The sequence below is a fragment of the Methanobrevibacter intestini genome, from assembly GCF_047402955.1.
Classification (GTDB): domain Archaea; phylum Methanobacteriota; class Methanobacteria; order Methanobacteriales; family Methanobacteriaceae; genus Methanocatella; species Methanocatella intestini.
Window position 1 is genome coordinate 766,154 of the sequence record NZ_CP187956.1, and the last position, 16,376, is coordinate 782,529.

24 protein-coding genes are annotated in these 16,376 nt (G+C 31.3%); 2 read left to right on the forward strand and 22 right to left on the reverse strand.

Features of this window, described 5'->3' with window-relative positions; translation table 11 throughout:
- Window positions 1-27: 27 nt before the first annotated feature.
- From pheA to ACMC9J_RS03605, 6 genes are all read right to left on the reverse strand, one after another.
- On the reverse strand, window positions 28-834 hold the full coding sequence (gene pheA, locus ACMC9J_RS03580; protein ID WP_019266710.1) for a prephenate dehydratase: 807 nt from the start codon (window positions 832-834) through the stop codon (window positions 28-30).
- 91 nt (window positions 835-925) lie between these two features.
- Window positions 926-1,744, reverse strand: coding sequence for a CBS domain-containing protein (locus ACMC9J_RS03585; RefSeq protein WP_019264941.1), 819 nt, complete (start codon window positions 1,742-1,744; stop codon window positions 926-928).
- Between the two features lie 82 nt (window positions 1,745-1,826).
- The gene (locus ACMC9J_RS03590) at window positions 1,827-2,765 is read right to left on the reverse strand and encodes a CBS domain-containing protein (protein ID WP_019264942.1); all 939 of its coding nucleotides are present in this window, start codon (window positions 2,763-2,765) and stop codon (window positions 1,827-1,829) included.
- 83 nt (window positions 2,766-2,848) lie between these two features.
- A complete protein-coding gene (locus ACMC9J_RS03595) occupies window positions 2,849-3,547 on the reverse strand; it encodes a 7-carboxy-7-deazaguanine synthase QueE (protein ID WP_304147058.1) in 699 nt (232 codons plus the stop codon).
- A gap of 2 nt (window positions 3,548-3,549) precedes the next feature.
- Window positions 3,550-4,071 carry a 6-carboxytetrahydropterin synthase gene (locus ACMC9J_RS03600; protein WP_250415735.1) on the reverse strand — a complete coding sequence of 174 codons (522 nt, stop codon included), beginning with the start codon at window positions 4,069-4,071 and terminating at the stop codon, window positions 3,550-3,552.
- A 12-nt stretch (window positions 4,072-4,083) separates the two neighbouring features.
- On the reverse strand, window positions 4,084-4,677 hold the full coding sequence (locus ACMC9J_RS03605) for a DUF366 family protein (RefSeq protein ID WP_427003559.1): 594 nt from the start codon (window positions 4,675-4,677) through the stop codon (window positions 4,084-4,086).
- Between the two features lie 126 nt (window positions 4,678-4,803).
- Between ACMC9J_RS03605 and ACMC9J_RS03610 the strand changes: the two genes are divergently transcribed.
- Window positions 4,804-5,877, forward strand: coding sequence for a DNA polymerase subunit beta (locus ACMC9J_RS03610; RefSeq protein ID WP_427003560.1), 1,074 nt, complete (start codon window positions 4,804-4,806; stop codon window positions 5,875-5,877).
- A gap of 139 nt (window positions 5,878-6,016) precedes the next feature.
- On the forward strand, window positions 6,017-6,811 hold the full coding sequence (locus tag ACMC9J_RS03615) for a CRISPR-associated protein Cas4 (RefSeq protein ID WP_019267927.1): 795 nt from the start codon (window positions 6,017-6,019) through the stop codon (window positions 6,809-6,811).
- On the opposite strand, the gene ACMC9J_RS03620 is transcribed toward ACMC9J_RS03615, so the two are convergent.
- From ACMC9J_RS03620 to ACMC9J_RS03695, 16 genes are read right to left on the reverse strand one after another with little or no spacing between them, the layout of a single operon-like run.
- Entirely contained in the window at window positions 6,808-7,467 is a 660-nt protein-coding gene (locus ACMC9J_RS03620) for a DUF5612 domain-containing protein (RefSeq protein ID WP_019264948.1), read from the reverse strand. The two genes, ACMC9J_RS03615 and ACMC9J_RS03620, sit on opposite strands and share 4 nt — an antisense overlap.
- A 1-nt stretch (window position 7,468) precedes the next feature.
- Window positions 7,469-7,723: an energy-converting hydrogenase B subunit P gene (locus ACMC9J_RS03625; RefSeq protein WP_019262596.1), complete on the reverse strand. Its 255-nt coding sequence runs from the start codon at window positions 7,721-7,723 to the stop codon at window positions 7,469-7,471.
- 9 nt (window positions 7,724-7,732) lie between these two features.
- Complete coding sequence (locus ACMC9J_RS03630) at window positions 7,733-8,731, reverse strand: respiratory chain complex I subunit 1 family protein (RefSeq protein ID WP_303999733.1); 999 nt, start codon at window positions 8,729-8,731, stop codon at window positions 7,733-7,735.
- A 4-nt stretch (window positions 8,732-8,735) separates the two neighbouring features.
- Complete coding sequence (locus ACMC9J_RS03635; protein ID WP_304129455.1) at window positions 8,736-9,863, reverse strand: nickel-dependent hydrogenase large subunit; 1,128 nt, start codon at window positions 9,861-9,863, stop codon at window positions 8,736-8,738.
- 16 nt (window positions 9,864-9,879) lie between these two features.
- Window positions 9,880-10,326 (reverse strand): NADH-quinone oxidoreductase subunit B family protein, encoded by a 447-nt coding sequence (locus ACMC9J_RS03640; RefSeq protein ID WP_019264951.1) that lies wholly within the window; start codon window positions 10,324-10,326, stop codon window positions 9,880-9,882.
- A gap of 10 nt (window positions 10,327-10,336) precedes the next feature.
- The gene (locus tag ACMC9J_RS03645; protein WP_019266716.1) at window positions 10,337-10,822 is read right to left on the reverse strand and encodes a 4Fe-4S binding protein; all 486 of its coding nucleotides are present in this window, start codon (window positions 10,820-10,822) and stop codon (window positions 10,337-10,339) included.
- On the reverse strand, window positions 10,823-12,238 hold the full coding sequence (locus tag ACMC9J_RS03650) for a 4Fe-4S binding protein (RefSeq protein WP_427003561.1): 1,416 nt from the start codon (window positions 12,236-12,238) through the stop codon (window positions 10,823-10,825).
- A gap of 10 nt (window positions 12,239-12,248) precedes the next feature.
- On the reverse strand, window positions 12,249-12,497 hold the full coding sequence (locus tag ACMC9J_RS03655; RefSeq protein ID WP_019267929.1) for a hypothetical protein: 249 nt from the start codon (window positions 12,495-12,497) through the stop codon (window positions 12,249-12,251).
- A 9-nt stretch (window positions 12,498-12,506) separates the two neighbouring features.
- Window positions 12,507-12,980 (reverse strand): MnhB domain-containing protein, encoded by a 474-nt coding sequence (locus ACMC9J_RS03660; RefSeq protein ID WP_019264955.1) that lies wholly within the window; start codon window positions 12,978-12,980, stop codon window positions 12,507-12,509.
- Window positions 12,977-13,255 (reverse strand): energy-converting hydrogenase B, subunit H, encoded by a 279-nt coding sequence (locus tag ACMC9J_RS03665; RefSeq protein ID WP_019264956.1) that lies wholly within the window; start codon window positions 13,253-13,255, stop codon window positions 12,977-12,979. Before ACMC9J_RS03665 ends, ACMC9J_RS03660 begins: the two co-directional genes overlap by 4 nt.
- Complete coding sequence (locus ACMC9J_RS03670) at window positions 13,248-13,583, reverse strand: hypothetical protein (RefSeq protein WP_019264957.1); 336 nt, start codon at window positions 13,581-13,583, stop codon at window positions 13,248-13,250. Before ACMC9J_RS03670 ends, ACMC9J_RS03665 begins: the two co-directional genes overlap by 8 nt.
- The gene (ehbF, locus tag ACMC9J_RS03675) at window positions 13,580-15,037 is read right to left on the reverse strand and encodes an energy conserving hydrogenase EhbF (RefSeq protein ID WP_019264958.1); all 1,458 of its coding nucleotides are present in this window, start codon (window positions 15,035-15,037) and stop codon (window positions 13,580-13,582) included. Before ehbF ends, ACMC9J_RS03670 begins: the two co-directional genes overlap by 4 nt.
- Complete coding sequence (locus ACMC9J_RS03680; protein ID WP_019264959.1) at window positions 15,030-15,416, reverse strand: cation:proton antiporter subunit C; 387 nt, start codon at window positions 15,414-15,416, stop codon at window positions 15,030-15,032. Before ACMC9J_RS03680 ends, ehbF begins: the two co-directional genes overlap by 8 nt.
- Window positions 15,416-15,658: a DUF4040 domain-containing protein gene (locus ACMC9J_RS03685; protein ID WP_004032860.1), complete on the reverse strand. Its 243-nt coding sequence runs from the start codon at window positions 15,656-15,658 to the stop codon at window positions 15,416-15,418. Before ACMC9J_RS03685 ends, ACMC9J_RS03680 begins: the two co-directional genes overlap by 1 nt.
- The gene (locus ACMC9J_RS03690) at window positions 15,651-16,082 is read right to left on the reverse strand and encodes a cation:proton antiporter (protein WP_019268421.1); all 432 of its coding nucleotides are present in this window, start codon (window positions 16,080-16,082) and stop codon (window positions 15,651-15,653) included. Before ACMC9J_RS03690 ends, ACMC9J_RS03685 begins: the two co-directional genes overlap by 8 nt.
- On the reverse strand, window positions 16,082-16,345 hold the full coding sequence (locus ACMC9J_RS03695; protein ID WP_019264961.1) for a monovalent cation/H+ antiporter complex subunit F: 264 nt from the start codon (window positions 16,343-16,345) through the stop codon (window positions 16,082-16,084). The genes ACMC9J_RS03690 and ACMC9J_RS03695 overlap by 1 nt, the downstream gene beginning before the upstream one ends.
- Between the last annotated feature and the right edge of the window lie 31 nt (window positions 16,346-16,376).

Sequence of the window (16,376 nt, forward strand, 5' to 3'; positions counted from 1 at the left end):
TATTAAATCACTAATTTAAAGTTTTTTCTAAAACTCCGGATAAGAACCTAAAACTTTTAAAAAGTAAGTAAGCCCACCCAGTTCATTTAAAATATTCTGAACTGTTTTATCAGTTCTATGACCATAAAAATCAACAAAGAATAAATATTTGCCTAAACCTTTTTTAGAGGGTCTTGATTCAATTTTTGTTAAGTTAACATGTTCTTTTTCAAAAACTCCCAATATCTTATAAAGCATTCCCGGTTTATCTTCATAAATAGAAAATATTATTGAAGTTTTATCTCTATCAGTAGGTTCATGATCATTTTTCGATAAAACAACAAAACGTGTTTCATTATTATCAATATCCTGAATATTTGGTTTAAGAATTTCCAAATCATAAATCTCAGCAGCTTTAGAATTTCCAATAGCTGCTTTTGTTTTATTCCCTAAAATACTTTTAGCTGCACTTGCCGTGCTTACAGCATAATGAGGACTTATTTTATTACTCTGAATAAACTCCTGACATTGAGCTATTGCTTGAGAATGAGAATATACATCAGTTATATCATCCATAGTCGTTTCAGGATTAACAATTAAATTTTGATTAATTGGAATTACTATTTCTTTAAATATTTTTAAATCAAATTTATGAGCTAGAGAATCTAAAGTAAGTCCCACAGGACCTTCAATAGAGTTTTCAATTGGTACCACTCCAAACTGACACTCCCCACTTGAAACACTTTCCATCACTGCAGGAATAGTACAGTACGGAACTAAATTTTTCCCAAGCATGTGGGCCGCTTCATGAGTAAAAGTTCCTTTTGGACCTAAAAATGAAATATTAATACACATAATACTTTGTGTTATATTATTTAACAGTTAAAAAGTTTATTGTAAATAAAAAAAGAAAAAATAGCTAAAATATTAGCTATTAAAATTTGAATTAAGACTCCAATTTAGCTATAAGTCTTAAAATATCTGTTTGGGTTATAATACCAATTACATTATCGTCTTCAACAACAGGTAATCCATTATAACCAGTATCCATCATTGTGTTAGCCACTTCGGAAATAGATGCATCTTTTGAAATAGACAACGGATTATCAGACATGACTTCTTCAACTAAAATTTCTTTAATTTGAGTTTTCTGATATTTTTCCGGAACATTTTTTCTGAAATTGATAAATGCCTTCATAACATCTTTTGAAGTCATCATACCAACAAGCTCATCTCCATCAATAACAGGCAATCTGCCTACACGAGAATCAATCATGATTCTTCTTGCATGAACTAACCTTTCCTGTGAAGATACTGCTTTAATACTATCAGACATAACTTCCTTAACAGTTATTTTATCAAATGCCCTACCAACTGCAAGAGTTACAAAATCAGCTTTTGAAACTATTCCAACCATCATATCATCATCAGATACTATAGGTACAGAACCAATACCATTTTCCAGCATTAAATTTGCAACATCTGCCAAATCCATTGTTTCAACAACAGAGATTACATCTTTAACCATAACAGATGAAATATGAAGTCTTGATGCAGGCATATTTTCATATCTTGAAGAACCTAATTTATCAGCTACATCCCTTTCTGAAATAATTCCCACCAATTCTCTTTGATGATCTTTATTGGTATTAATTACTGGCAAACGTGAAATATCATTTTTAGCCAATAATTTTAAACCATCAGAAAGTTTTTGATCCTTATCAACAGTGATTAAATCTTCAGACATCAAGTTTTTTATTTGCATATTATCATCTCCTTTTCAGTTACGAATAAATTACATCATCGAAAAATAGGAATAAAAGGAAAATACTCCTATTTTTTAAAGTTTATAATGTTTTAATTGCATTTAATATATCTTTTTCAGTAATGATACCTATAATTTCATCATCTTTAGTTACAGGTACACCACCAATATTTTTCTCAGCAAATAATGCACAAATATCTCCAATTCTTTCTGTTTGAGATACAGTAATTGGATCTTCTGCCATAATATTAGAAACTATGTTTTTCAATACTTCTGAAGCAGCATTAGAATTTAAGTTATCAAATAATTCTTTTGCATTGAGATACCTAATAATATCAGTAGAAGTTACTATACCCAATAATTTTTTACTTGCATTAGATATGTCAGCTTCACCTCCAACAATAGGTATTCTTCTTAATCCGTTTCTAACCATTATCTTACAAGCACTTTCAATTGGAGTTCCAGGAGTGGTTGTAAATACTTTAGTAGACATGTAATCTTGTGCAACTTCTTCAGTTAATACACCAGCTAATGATAATGCAATATCCCTTTCAGTTACAATACCTGCAAGTTTATCATCAGCATCTACAAGAGGAATAGCACCAATTTGATTAGATAACATTGTTTCAATAGTATCCTTAATAGAAGATTTATTAGAAAGGCAAATTACATCACGAGTCATAATTTCTCTAATAGGTTCATTAATAGCTGCTAAAAAGTTGTCTTCGTATTTTTTCTCAATAATGTTAAATTTCTTTCCTCCACCAAAGAAATCCAAAATATCCATTACTGTAACAATACCTAAAACCTTACCAGAACCCGGATCAGCTATTGGTAACCTCCTAAACTCATGTTCCATCATTACTTTAGCAGTATCTTTGATACTTTTAGTTGGAGGTATAGAAATCACGTCTTTGGTTGCAATAGCCATGATTTCTCCTTCTTTATTAGAAACTTTTGTTTCATGCTCGACTGAGCCCATCTTTATAGATTTTCTTAAAATGGATGATTTATCTTTCATTTTATCACACCTCTAGTAGTTCTAAGTGTACGCCTAACAAAAAACAATTCAATAAAAATTCAAAACAAAAAATATTTCCACATTCACTCAATATTCAATATCTTGTGTACTTGTGGAATGGTGGATACTTCAAAATATTGCCCAACAATTTCTGAAAATTCAAATAATTTAGAATTAGAATTACCCCAATCCTCTAAAGGACTAGATGGCTGGATAATTATTTGAAGTTTGTTTTTGCTTGAAATATTATTAGATAATTTTTCCATTACCTCTTGAATTAAATTTGTTTTTGTTGAAGGCAATACAACTACTTTACAATATAACATTATAGACTTCGCCATTAATAAATTTACTGATTTGATTTCATTGATAAAAATATCTTCATCAAAATCATTGTTAAAATGTTCAGGTAATTTAATATCTAATGATACAATGTCTAATTTTTCAATAGAATTAATTTTTTCAGGTAAAGTACCGTTTGTTTCCAGAAGAATTTTCAAATCAGTCCTGCTAGCAATTTCATTAATAAATTCAGGATATAAACTAGGTTCACCACCAGTAAAAGAAATTACATGACAGTCAGGAGTTCTGATATTTTCAATAGCTGCTAAAACTTCTTTAACTGTCATTAATTTTCCTGATTTTTCAGATTTACTGTCATTAGTATCACAATAGTTGCAATTTAAGTTACAACCTGCAAATCTAACAAAAATCTGTCTTTGACCTATGAAAAGACCTTCCCCCTGAAAACTTGAAAAAATTTCAATTATTGGAGCTTTCATAATTAATCATCAAGCACTTTTTTATAAACTGCGCCCTGTCCGATTCCCTCATTAACTCCAACTGCAACATATTCCAGATTATCATATTTTTCAGCTAATTTTTTAGCTAATGTTTCAGCAAAGAATTTAGATAACTCTTCAGCAGAAGAATAAGGAAGAGGTAAGAAAACACAATCTTCACTAGGAATTGAATATCCTTTTCCAGCTATTTTGAAATAAACTGTTTTTTCTTCTTTTAAATCAAAAATGGAGTCTGTTTTTTTATCAAAATCTTTAATATCTATTAAATTATTGTAAACAGGAATTAATAATCTGTGATCCAATTCATTACAGATTGCTTTAGTATATGATTTAACATCTTTAAAATCCACTACAAATTCAAATTCTCCTGCACGTTCCCCTTCAATTTCCACATCAACAAAATAAGAATGTCCATGGATATAACCGCAAGATTCATGACCTGGAATAACATGAGCTGAAGAGAACCTTAAATTAGATTGTATACCATTAATCATAATTTTCATAAAATCACCATCTTATAATAAGTTAGTTTTACTAATATCTTTTTCAATTGTTTCTAATTCATCAATATATCTGCCGGCAACATCATTAACTAAGTCAGTTAAGTTATCTTTGTTAAATATCTGATTACCTGCTTCATCTTTAATATCGAAAAGACCAATAGTTTCAACATCATCTGGAGTTCCCTTATCCTCTAAATTTAGAGCAAAATGTATTTTCATGGAACTTAAAGATGCACTAGCTATTGAAATACTTAATTTTCTATTTTCCACAAAGATATCATCACCTTCCCTTTTAGAAACAATTCCTTTTTCAAATAGAACTTCTCTAAAAATCATAACAATCAGTCTTTGGCGAAGGTAAGCTATTCTCATGTTTGCAGGTTGGCAGTCAAAAAATTCACAAATAAAATTAATCATATAATTAGATTTAATTTCAAGTCCAACATCTGCAAAATCCTTTAAATTATCAGGAGTGATATTTACAGGACCTACCCAAGTAATAACAGATGATCCGTAAATTCCAAATTCATTAAAAGCCCAGGAAGGATTAATCTGACTTCCATCATACTCGAAAATATCATCAATATGTCTGTGAATAATAGTCATGATTTAATGTTAGATACTATTTTTATATAAAAATATTGTGAAGTGCTGAAAAATAAGAAGCGAAAATTAAATAGAAAATTAAGTTTAACATTAATTTCATAATAATAAAACAAGGAAGTTATTTTTATGAAACAAGTTAGAACAAGAGATTTTATTTATTCAACTGATGGACTGTTTTTTGCTTCTACAAACTATGTCCATCCTGACGATAGATTTATCTCATTTTTAAGATATATACCTGACCCAAATGGAGACAGGGAAAAAGAAGGTAAAAGATACAGAAAAGTTACATCTGATGAAGCTTACAGTTACTTAAGAGAAAATCATCCAGACTATTTATACTTCTGTGATGTGACAAATGTTGAAATGATGGGTGTTCCTAAAGACAAAGTAGCTAAAATTATTAAACCTGAAGAAAGACTAGCTGAACTTAGAGATGCTTTCAATAAAGGAGAAGAGTTAAAAAATCCTGAAATAATGGCTAAATTAATGAATGTAAGTGACTTTTTCCATTATGTTGCAGACATACCTTATGAAAACTTAGGAATTTCCGGATCCATCCTTCCAGGACTTCACAAGGAAGATGTTTCTGATATTGACTTTGTAATCTTTGGACTGGAAAATCATAGGAAAGCTATGAAAGCATTTAGAGAAAATAAAGGTAAAAATGTCCATATTGATAAAATTGACAAAGATATCACTGTAAAAGGAATTGTAGATGAATTCTGGGAAAAAGTCTACAACAAACGTATGAAAGATTCCAGTTTGACTATGGACGAATTCAAATGGTATGAAAACAGAAAAGGAAACAGAGGAACTATAGACGGAACCTTATTTGATATTTTATGCACTAAAAATTATGATGAAATCAGCGGCAAATGGGGAGATACTGTTTATGAACCATTAGGAATAGCTCAAATCGAATGTGATATTGTAAGTGCACTTGGTGCATTTGATAATCCTTCATTATACACTATTGAAAACTTAAAAATACTTGATGGAGTTGAAGCGCCAATATCTGAAGTTGTTTCATTTACCCACACATATGCAGGCGAAGTTATTGACAATGAACATGTCATAGCTAAAGGAAAAGTCGAAAAAGTCATTAGTGAAGGTAAAAACGATTCCTACAGACTTGTTGTTGGAACCACCAGAGAATCCATGGACGAATATGTCAAACTCAAAGAAAGTCCAGCATGATAAAATTGTTTTAATAGCTAAATATTATTAGCTATTCTCTTTTTTTACTTAATTTTAAAGAATTTAGACAGTTTATAACCTCTTATTATTTATATTACTGAATTCTAATCAATAATATCGATTTTAAAGAGGTTAAAAAATGATAAATATATCATCAATAAAAATGCATATGTACTGCCCAATGAAATTATATCTAAAAACACATGTAGACATCTCTCAAAATAATGAATATCAATTGTATAATGAAATTAAAAATCTTAAAATAGATATTCAAGATTTATTGCAGAAAAATATGCGTAAACTAAAGAAAAGTATGGATTTAAATGAAATAGAAACTGCTTTAAGTCAAAATATAGCTGCATACACAGAAAATAACATAGATACCATAAAGAATTTAAAATTAGACATTACACAAGAACAGATAGGTGAAATAACAGATGAAACTTATTTCAACATAAAAATATTATCCCTCAAAGCTAAAAAAGCAATGAGGATACTGGACAAAAACGGAATGGAAATTGTTGAGATGTTTTTCCCAAATTGCATGTATTCCTACCTAATGAAAGATAAACAACTTGATTTAGTTGGAATATGTGATAAAATAGAAATTATTGATGGAAAATATTATCCAATAAGTTTTAAAAGTTCAAAACCACCACTTAAAGGCATATGGGACTCCGATGCAATAGAACTAGCTGCAAATGCCATTTTAATTGAAGAAGAATTTGACACAGAAGTTTTTGTAGGATTTGTAAAATATTCAAAAATAGATGATAAACGACCTGTAATTATGGATATGAATCTTAGAAAAGGACTATTTAGTGTATTGAATGAAGTTAAAGAGATTATAATTAATAAAAAAATCCCAAAAGTAAAAATAAATGAAAAAAAGTGTAGAAACTGCGAATATTATGCAATTTGTACAAAAGATTAATATTTAATATTTCCATGAAGTTTTTTAATATCAAAGACTGCAGTATCAGCTATTGCCATTACAGCAAGTACCCCTGCCTGTACAGGATCAGTTATAATTAAATCTGCATACTCTGTAACACTTCCAGGCATATTTAAGGAAATAACAATTACACCTTTTTCTTTTTTTATTTTTTTGACAGCTTCAGATATTTCTCCGCCCATTAAAGAACCTGCCAATACTAAAACATGTGCTCTTGGAAGTCTGGATACAGCATCAGTAGCTTCAGCTATATTTTCTTCACCAACAATCGGAAGAGTATCTACACTAATACGTTCTCCACGAATATTATGCCTATCAGCTTCAGTAATTGCTCCTAAAGCTACTTGAGATACTTGCGCTCCCCCACCAACAATAATAATCCGTTTTCCATAAATATTTGATTGGGAAGAATGAATTTCTACAGACTTGACTTCTTTAAGCAATTCCAAATCAGCTATTAATGAATCAATATCTTCCACATTTTCAAGCTCTAAATCTATTGTACCTACATTATTTTTTTCAATGAAAAGATGAGTATAGCTAATATTAACTTCATGAGCAACTATAATTGAAGTAATATCATCTAAAACTCCTTTTTTTTCGTCAGATTTAATAGTTAAACTATAATTTTCCATTTTAATTCCTTATTTTATCTAATTCTGCATGTGCCCTTTTCCACATTTTTAAATAATTATCTTCTTTTGATACAGGAATTACTTCCAGTCCTAACTCTCTGTGTTCTTCAATCCAGCTTTCATCAAAAACTGGAATTTCAATTTTAATAGGTTCAGAGGTTTTATTTATAACTATAAGATTCCTATAAGGAAACTGTGTTTCTACAATATATCCACCAAGACTTACCATGTGTTTTGGCTGCATTACAAATTTCAAATAATCACCTCATAATACTCCAATTACAATAGCTAATACTCCAAGTAAAGATGTTCCAACAATAGTTGGCAATAATTGTCTGTTTGTAAATACTGGAGTGAATGCTGAAAAAATACCCATCATAAATACAAATATTAAAGCTACAACAATATTAACTAAAATTCCCCATGAAAATACATTTGGAGGTATTCCAATAAACAGTACTGAAAATAGAGCGCCAAGTACAAACATTAGAAATCCTCTTGTGATAAATACAACAGACCTGTACTTAGCTGCATATTCCATATATGGGCCTTCAATTACATCAGATTTCGCTTTAATAATTGAAAATGGATATTCATTTAACAGTATCATGTATCCTATGAAAAATACGATTGCTGCAATAGCACCGGATACAGTAAATAAAAATGGACCGTTAGCCTGCTGATATTGAACTATATCCTGAAGGAAAATACTTCCGCAGTATGTTATAGGTGCAAATAATGCTAAATATAATGGGAATGAACCATAAGTAATCATTCTTAAGGATCTTCTTGCACTTATATCTTCCATAAAAGATCTTGTAGTATTTGTATGTGCTGCTCCTTTAGCCAAATCCGGAAACGGCATCCTGACAGACATTACAGATTTGGATAATGCACCCATCAACACATAACATATTTCTTCAACTTTTAACAATCCAACAATAGCTATTAAACTAGCTAATGCAGGAATATGAAATGCCTGAGGAGTTAAAGCAATCAATATACATAATACAGCAATAAAACATATGATTGGCAATGCTTTATACAATTTTGGAAGCGGTGAGACTGCATCAACATTTTCCTTAAATGCAAATTTAATGGGAGCCATTATTCCGGGAGAAGTTACTGGAGGTCCTATTCTTTGCTGAATTCTAGCATGAACATATTTTCGCTCAATACCTGGCAAAAATGTACTTACAATAAAACAAACAACTACTGTAACCACTACTGCCAAAATAGAAAAGATAATAATATTTTGCATCATGATTTTATCTCCTAATTACCTCAATTGCTCTATCAGTACAAGTAAAACATGGATCACATTGTACAATACATAATTGTGCATCAGTTATTTGGTCACCAATACAGGCATACTGCATTGCACCAATATTTGCCATAGAAGGTGTTCTGATAATAGAATGCCTGACTCTTCCACTTTCTAAAGCATATGAATGATACAGTGTTCCTCTTGGAACTTCAATACGGCTTTCAATAATATCAGTATCTTTCATTTCCCAGTCATGAGTTACAACCGGACCTTCTGGTAAGTTTTTAACCGCCTGACGAATGATTTTAATGGATTCCAATGATTCCAATGCCCTCATCATCAAATTAGATTTAACATCACCATCTTCCTGAGTTATAATGTTAAAATCAAATGGATCATATTCTTTCATAGTTGTTCTTAAATCCTGCAATACACCAGTAGCTCTTAAAGATGGACCGGTAACATCTAATTTAATAGCTTGTTTTTGAGGAAGCACACCTATTCCGGTAATCCTTGACATTAATATTGAATCTGCAGTGAATCTGTTTACAAAGTCTGTTAAGCCTTCTTCCAGTGCATCCATATCATTATTTAATCTTTCAATTCTTTTAGAATCCAATTCACATCTTGGCCTAACACCACCAATAACAGAACATCCATACTGAACTCTATTACCTCCAATCATATTTAGAAGTTCCATTACTATTTCTCTAAGGTAGAAAACCCTCATTGAAAATGTTTCATGAGCTAAAACTTCACAACCATGAGCTAAATAGAGAAAATGACTATGTAACCTTTCCAATTCTCCAACAATTATCCTAATATAACTTGCCCTTTCCGGAATTTCAATATCCAAACCCAATTCTGCAGTTCTTACAGAATTCCAAACATGAGCATTAGAACAAATTCCACATATTTTTTCAGTTAATGCATTGGCTTTTTCAACAGGGAGCCCTTCCATAATTCTTTCTACACCCCTATGGTTAACGCCAATAGTTATTTCAGCTTCCTGTACAATTTCATCCTCTACAAAAAGCCTTACTCTATATGGCTCTAATGCAGCTGGGTGAACTGTACCCATAGGAATTTCTGTTTCTATAATTTTACTATTTGGTATTTTTTCATCCATTTTTTAAACTCCCCTTTTAATCTGCATCTAATAATTTTGGTAAAATTGATACAACACCAGACAAAACATCCTGAGGCCTTACAGCACATCCCGGAACTTTTGCATCTACAGGTATTATGTTTTCAACAGGTCCATCAATTTCTTCAGAAGGAATATCTCCATGAATATTCTTATAAACTCCACCCATTAAAGCACAGCTTCCTGCAGCTACTACCAGTTTAGGTTCAGGTATAGCTTTATAAATTTCCTCTAATGGTTTTCTGTTTAATTTGGTTACAGGACCAGTAACCACTAAAACATCAGCTTCACGAGGATTCCATGTTAAAAAAACCTTATATTGTTCAGCATCAAATCTAGGTGATAATACAGAGTTAACAATCTCAATATCGCACCCATTACATCCGCCAGTATAAACTAACATCAGATGTATTGCTCTTGCTCTTGAAAATGATTTAATTCCCATATAATCCCCCTTAGTCCTCTCTATTTTTTAATATTGTTTTATCTGAAAGATATTGTGAAATAACTTTTAATTTATCATCAGATATTTTAACTGGCTGATTAATAAGTTCTGAAACATCTACTTCCTGATTTCCAACAGTATTCGGATGAATAGTTCCTTTTTCACCGTATAATAAAAATACTGGACAGAAATCATGACAATAATAACATACAACACATTTTAGTGAATTTAATTCAGGAACTTCTGTTTTTGTCCAGCTGTCAGTTAATTTTACTGGAGATGCTAATTTCTTCATTTCAATAGCATTAGTCGGACAAACATTGGCACAGCCTCCACAGCCAATACAGGCATCTTCATCTACTTTTTTTTCTGGTTTGACAGAAAGTGTACTTATCTGTTTTCGCATTTCCATGTCAGTAACTCTATCTGCTGCGAAAAATATTCTTTTAAAGTTAGTAAATGCTCCTTCCAGTGCTATTTTAAGCATGTTTCTCATTTAGATCTCCTCTATAGAATCTTTAAAATTTCTCTCAAACATAAATGCATTTGCAGGACAGGCATTTTTACATGCTCCACAATATTTACATTTATCTTCATCTACTTCAAATTTGCCGTCATTTTTATTAATTGCATCATATGGACAAATATCATAACATAAACCGCAGTGCATACATAACTGCTGTTCAATGAAACAGAATCCGTCAATGATTTCTTTTTTATGCATCGTAGTTCTTGGAATTGCATCAACCGGACAATGAACACTACAATTTTCACATAAAATACACTTATCCAAATCAACGGAAATTGTTCCTCTATGTAAAGTAATAGCTTCCTCAGGACATACTTCACAACATATTCCGCAGGAAATACAATCATCAGTTATTGATCCGTCCCATGTAGCTACTTTAAACAATCTTGCATCATTTTCACAGACTTTAACACAGTTTCCACAGGATACACAAAATCCTGAAAGTGTGTTTTGTTCTTCCCCAGTTATTTCATTAACAAGAAGCATTTCATCATCTTCTTTTAATGTAGCTGCCGGACATGAATCAATAGCTATTTTATGTGCTTTTGAAATATTTTCTCCAACATCTTCTGTTGGATCATATCTTAATTTTGAATCCTCATATCTTAAAGAGTCATTTTCAGATAATTCAGCACATAATCCGCAATTAATACAAGAGACAATAGAACCTTCCGGTTTTTGATTAATATGATTTACATTTATTTTAAACTTCTCAATAGATATTGCATTATGAGGGCATGCTTTCAAACAGTTTAAACAAAGTGTACAAGTGCTTTTATTAACAACATGACTTTTATTCATTGCTCCATTAGGACAAACATCACTACAAAGTCCGCAGTCACTACAAATTCCTTCATCTCTATCTAAAGTTACCTGAATCGTACCGGTCGGACAGTACTTTTCACATCTTCCACAATAAATACAATTATTATAATCTGTTGTAAAATAGCTTCTGCTTACCTCTGTCGTTTCACTAGGCTTATGAGGTACTCCCTTATATGTAGGTAATGCATTGCTTAAAGATTTTATAAATTCCAGCTGTTTTTCTTCAGTTAATTTGAAGCTATCAATTCTGGAATGAGATGGGCAAGCTTCTTCACAAACTCCACAACGTGAACAAATACCGTAAACAACCCCCTCTTCAATTTTAATATTATTTATAGGGCAGTTATACATACACATTCCACAGCCACTGCATTTAGCTCTGTCTACAACATAACCTCCATAGCTATTAATGAATATTGCATTACTTGGACAGTTCTTATAACATAATCCACAGGTAAGGCAACTTAAAGCTTTTCCATTAATTAAACGAATAGCTTTTGTGGGGCATTGTTTAATACATTCCCCTTTTCCATCACATGTATTAGTCGATACAAACATTATAAACCCCTCAATCTCCTCTGTCAAATAATAATTTACCTACAAAAATACCAATTAATCCGAAGAAAAATCCTGAAGCTATTGGCATGTCTGTATAAAATGGAAATGGGCCCAATTGCCATGCAGAAATTACTCCTACAATAAAAATTATTATGAATGATGCTAAAGTGAACTGTGTATCCATAGCTTTAGTTTTGATTTGAGAACCTATAAGAACACCAAATAAAAATCCGAATATTATTGCTCCTAAATTTAACATATGTTCACCTCAGTTTTCCTCTTCAAATTTCTTAAATCCCATAAAAGCTATAACAATTGCACTTAAACCAACAAACACTTTTAACCCAACTACTATATTTAAATATGGAACTATTCCTGCATTTGTTATATCAGGATAATGGAAAATTGTTCTTACAAACTCCGGAACCACTCCTGAAAGATCTGTTCCTACATTGTATAGGAAAGCACCTGCAAAGAATAAACCTGCAAGACCAAGCCCAATATAAACCAAGACTCCGAAACTTTCTACAATATCTACAAAATCATGAGAAAAATTTATTGGAGATTTATCCAATCCATACACTAAAAGACACATAATAACACCTGCAGTAATCATGGCTCCACCTTGAAAACCCCCACCAGGAGTTATATGTCCTCCTAAAATAGTCATTATTCCCATACATGATACAAAAATTGCAATAGGTAAAGCTATCAACTTTAAAATCACACTATTTTGGCTCATTCTTCTTTACCTCCTAATCTTCCTCTACCAAATACAAGTAAAACAACTAAACCTGCAGTTAATAATATAATAGACTCACCTAAGGTATCATAACCTCTAAAATCAAAAATTACAACAGTAATCAAGTTTGGAGATATGCTGGTACCTAAAGCATTGTAAATATTACTTACACCAGGAACAATGACTTTATTTAAGTTAAATAATGCATCAAATAAAGATATGGAAAATAACACTGTTACTACTGATGCAACTAATGTTCTAATACTGCTAGACAAGGTTACCACCCCAGTAAACAAATACAACAATTATTCCAAGCACCATCACTGCATAAAATATCATTTTATCTAGAGAATCATCCTGTTCAATTTTAAATTTAGGAATTAACGGCATATTCTTTATTAAAACAACAAGAATAATTAGAGTAACAAGACCTGCAAGCAATATATGAATATGTCTTAATAATAAACAGGCCAACACTAATGAAACAATCAACAATATTTCAGAGGTAATACTTCCAGAAACATCTGCATTAGTTACAGGACCTGGAGAAAAGAATTTTCTAAAATCTTTTACAACATTGAAGATTTGATCATAAAGTTTCATAAAATACCTCCTACAAACTCAGAAATCCCAGTTGTAACAAGACCTGGGAAAAGACCTAATATAATAATTAAAGCTAATAAAACAACCATTGCAAAGACTGCTGATTTAGGAACCTCATTATCAGGAACTTCCAAACCTTTTGGCTTTGGTCTTAAAAACATTCCATAGAACGTTTTAACAAATACAACAAATGTAGCTATACTTACTACAACTGCAAGAATTGATAATTCTGGATATCCGCAACTTAATGAAGCCTGAACAAGCATTAATTTACTTTGGAATCCGCTAAATGGAGGAACTCCAGCCATTGCCAAACCACCAAATAAAAGCATTAAACCAACTTTTGGATGATAAGCAAGCAACCCTCCCAATTTACGAGTGTCTTCCTCTTTAGTTACATAAGCAATAAGTCCGAATCCTATAAATAATAATGCTGTAGTGATTATTTCATTAAGTGCCTGGAAAAGACCTGCAGTAATTGCAAACTGAGTTCCAAGACCAATACCCAATCCGATAAAACCAAGTTCACCAACTGCCAAATAACCAATCATTCTTCTGAAGTCAGTTTGAGTTAAAGCCAGTGAAACACCTAGAATCATAGCTAATACTGAAAACAATACTAATAACAATTCAAATATTGGCAATTCATGGAATATTCTAAACATTATTAATACAATAGAAATCATTGAGATAACTGTAAATGTCTGAAGCAAAGCTGCTCCGTGAGGTTCTGCTTTACTGTACATTCCTGATTTTATGATATGGAACGGAGGTAAACCTGAAGCATATAACCATCCGAAGAATATTAAAGCAAATGACATCAATAATACTGGAGATGTGAAGCTTAAAGTTCCATTGTGAAGAGCTACAACTATATCAGATATATTAATATTACCAGTACTTGCAAGTAAAAATCCAATTCCTAAAAGCATTATTGGGCTTCCAATAGATCCTAAAATCATGTATTTAAGAGCCATTTCATAACTGTAATCCATAGGAGATGCAATTACAATACCCACTTGGACTAATGCAAGTATCTCAAAGAATACAAACATGTTGAATATATCATCAGTAAGCATTAATGCAGTTACAGATGCTGTACCCATAAACAATAAGAACAAATACTGCCCAGATGCTTTTTTATATTTTGACAAGTAAATAAAAGCTACTAAAAATGTTATTAATCCTATTGCTGCTATAAATATTTGTTGCAGCATGTCAAAAGAATATGTAATAGCCGGATGATAAATTACTCCAGTTACATTATCTACCATCGGAGTATATCCTCCAAAGAAATGCAATCCGTAATTGGAAATTAATGGAATAATCGGTAAACAGATAGCTACTACAAATGTCAATACTTTAATAGATTTATTGAATTTAGCAAAAGCATTTACAAGTATTGCACAAAGCATAGGAACTATTACCATAAGAGGAATCAAATAATTACTCATCATACTCCTCCTGTTTAGATGTGTCTGCCAATAGTACTTTTGTACTTAAAGTTCCGTATTTTTTGTAAATAACCATCACAATAGCCAACATTACTGCCAGTGTACTTGCACCGATTACAATGCTTGTAAGTACTAATCCAAAAGGCAAAGGATAGGCAGAGTTTGCAGCATACCAAGATGGACTCATTCCAGGCATTAAAATTGGAACTACTCCACCTGGTTTGTATCCTATAGCTATAATAAATAAATTTGCACCTTCTTCAATAAAACTAATACCAATTATTTTCTTTACAATATTATCAATGAAAATAGCTGCAAAAAGACCAACAACTACCAATGCTCCTGCAGTAAACAATGCTGCTAATTGCATATATGCCATTAGGAACCATCCCTTTGTGTTTTCTTAACAGCCAATGCTAAAAATACAGGAACAATAGCTGCACCAACAATAGCTTGTGTTAAAGCAACATCCGGAGCAAGTAAAAGTTGGAAAAGTACTGCAAGAGCACCACCAGAAAATCCTGTTAAAATTGCTGCTTTTAACAAATCTTTTTGAATAAGAGCAAGAATCGCACTTAAAACTGTAATAATCATTAATATAATACTTAACATCTTATTCATCCTCACTAATCTCTAATGTAGAAATAGAAAATTTAATACTATCATCATTACTCTCATCTGATTTATTTTCCATTTCTTTAACTTTATTTATATTATGAACAAACGGATTTTCATCGTCTGAACTTTCAACTTCCACTTCTTTATTTTTTAAATTATTTACTTTATCTTCTGAGTTATAAAAAGCATTAGCTATTGCATGTGCTGTAAATGGTGCTATAACTAAATAAATACCTGCTAAAAGATATTGTTGTAACCCAATCATTGCTATAATAAATGCAACATCAAAAACACCAACAATATGGATTCTGGCATAAATTAAATTATTCATATTTTTATCCAGAGTTAAAAAACCAATTGCAGATATTATCATTAAAATAGCTGAAATAATAAGAAGAACAGACTGAATCAACTCAACTGCAAACATTAGTCATCTCCTCCTTGTGTAACAGCAAAAGCAACAGTCCCTATAAATCCAAAAAGCACTAAAGCTAATGAAATATCTTTAAAGAATGATATGTCATACATATCTCCAACAACAAGTAAAGATAATGCAAAAGCTACAACTACAACAGAACTACTTAAAAGTCCCATTGTTGTAGATTTATAAGCACTTGCCCTTAACGCAGCAAGCATCATTATCATTGATGCAACAACCACAAAATATTTTGAAACAAATAATATGTCCATTACTATCCCACTCAACAATTATTTAAACATA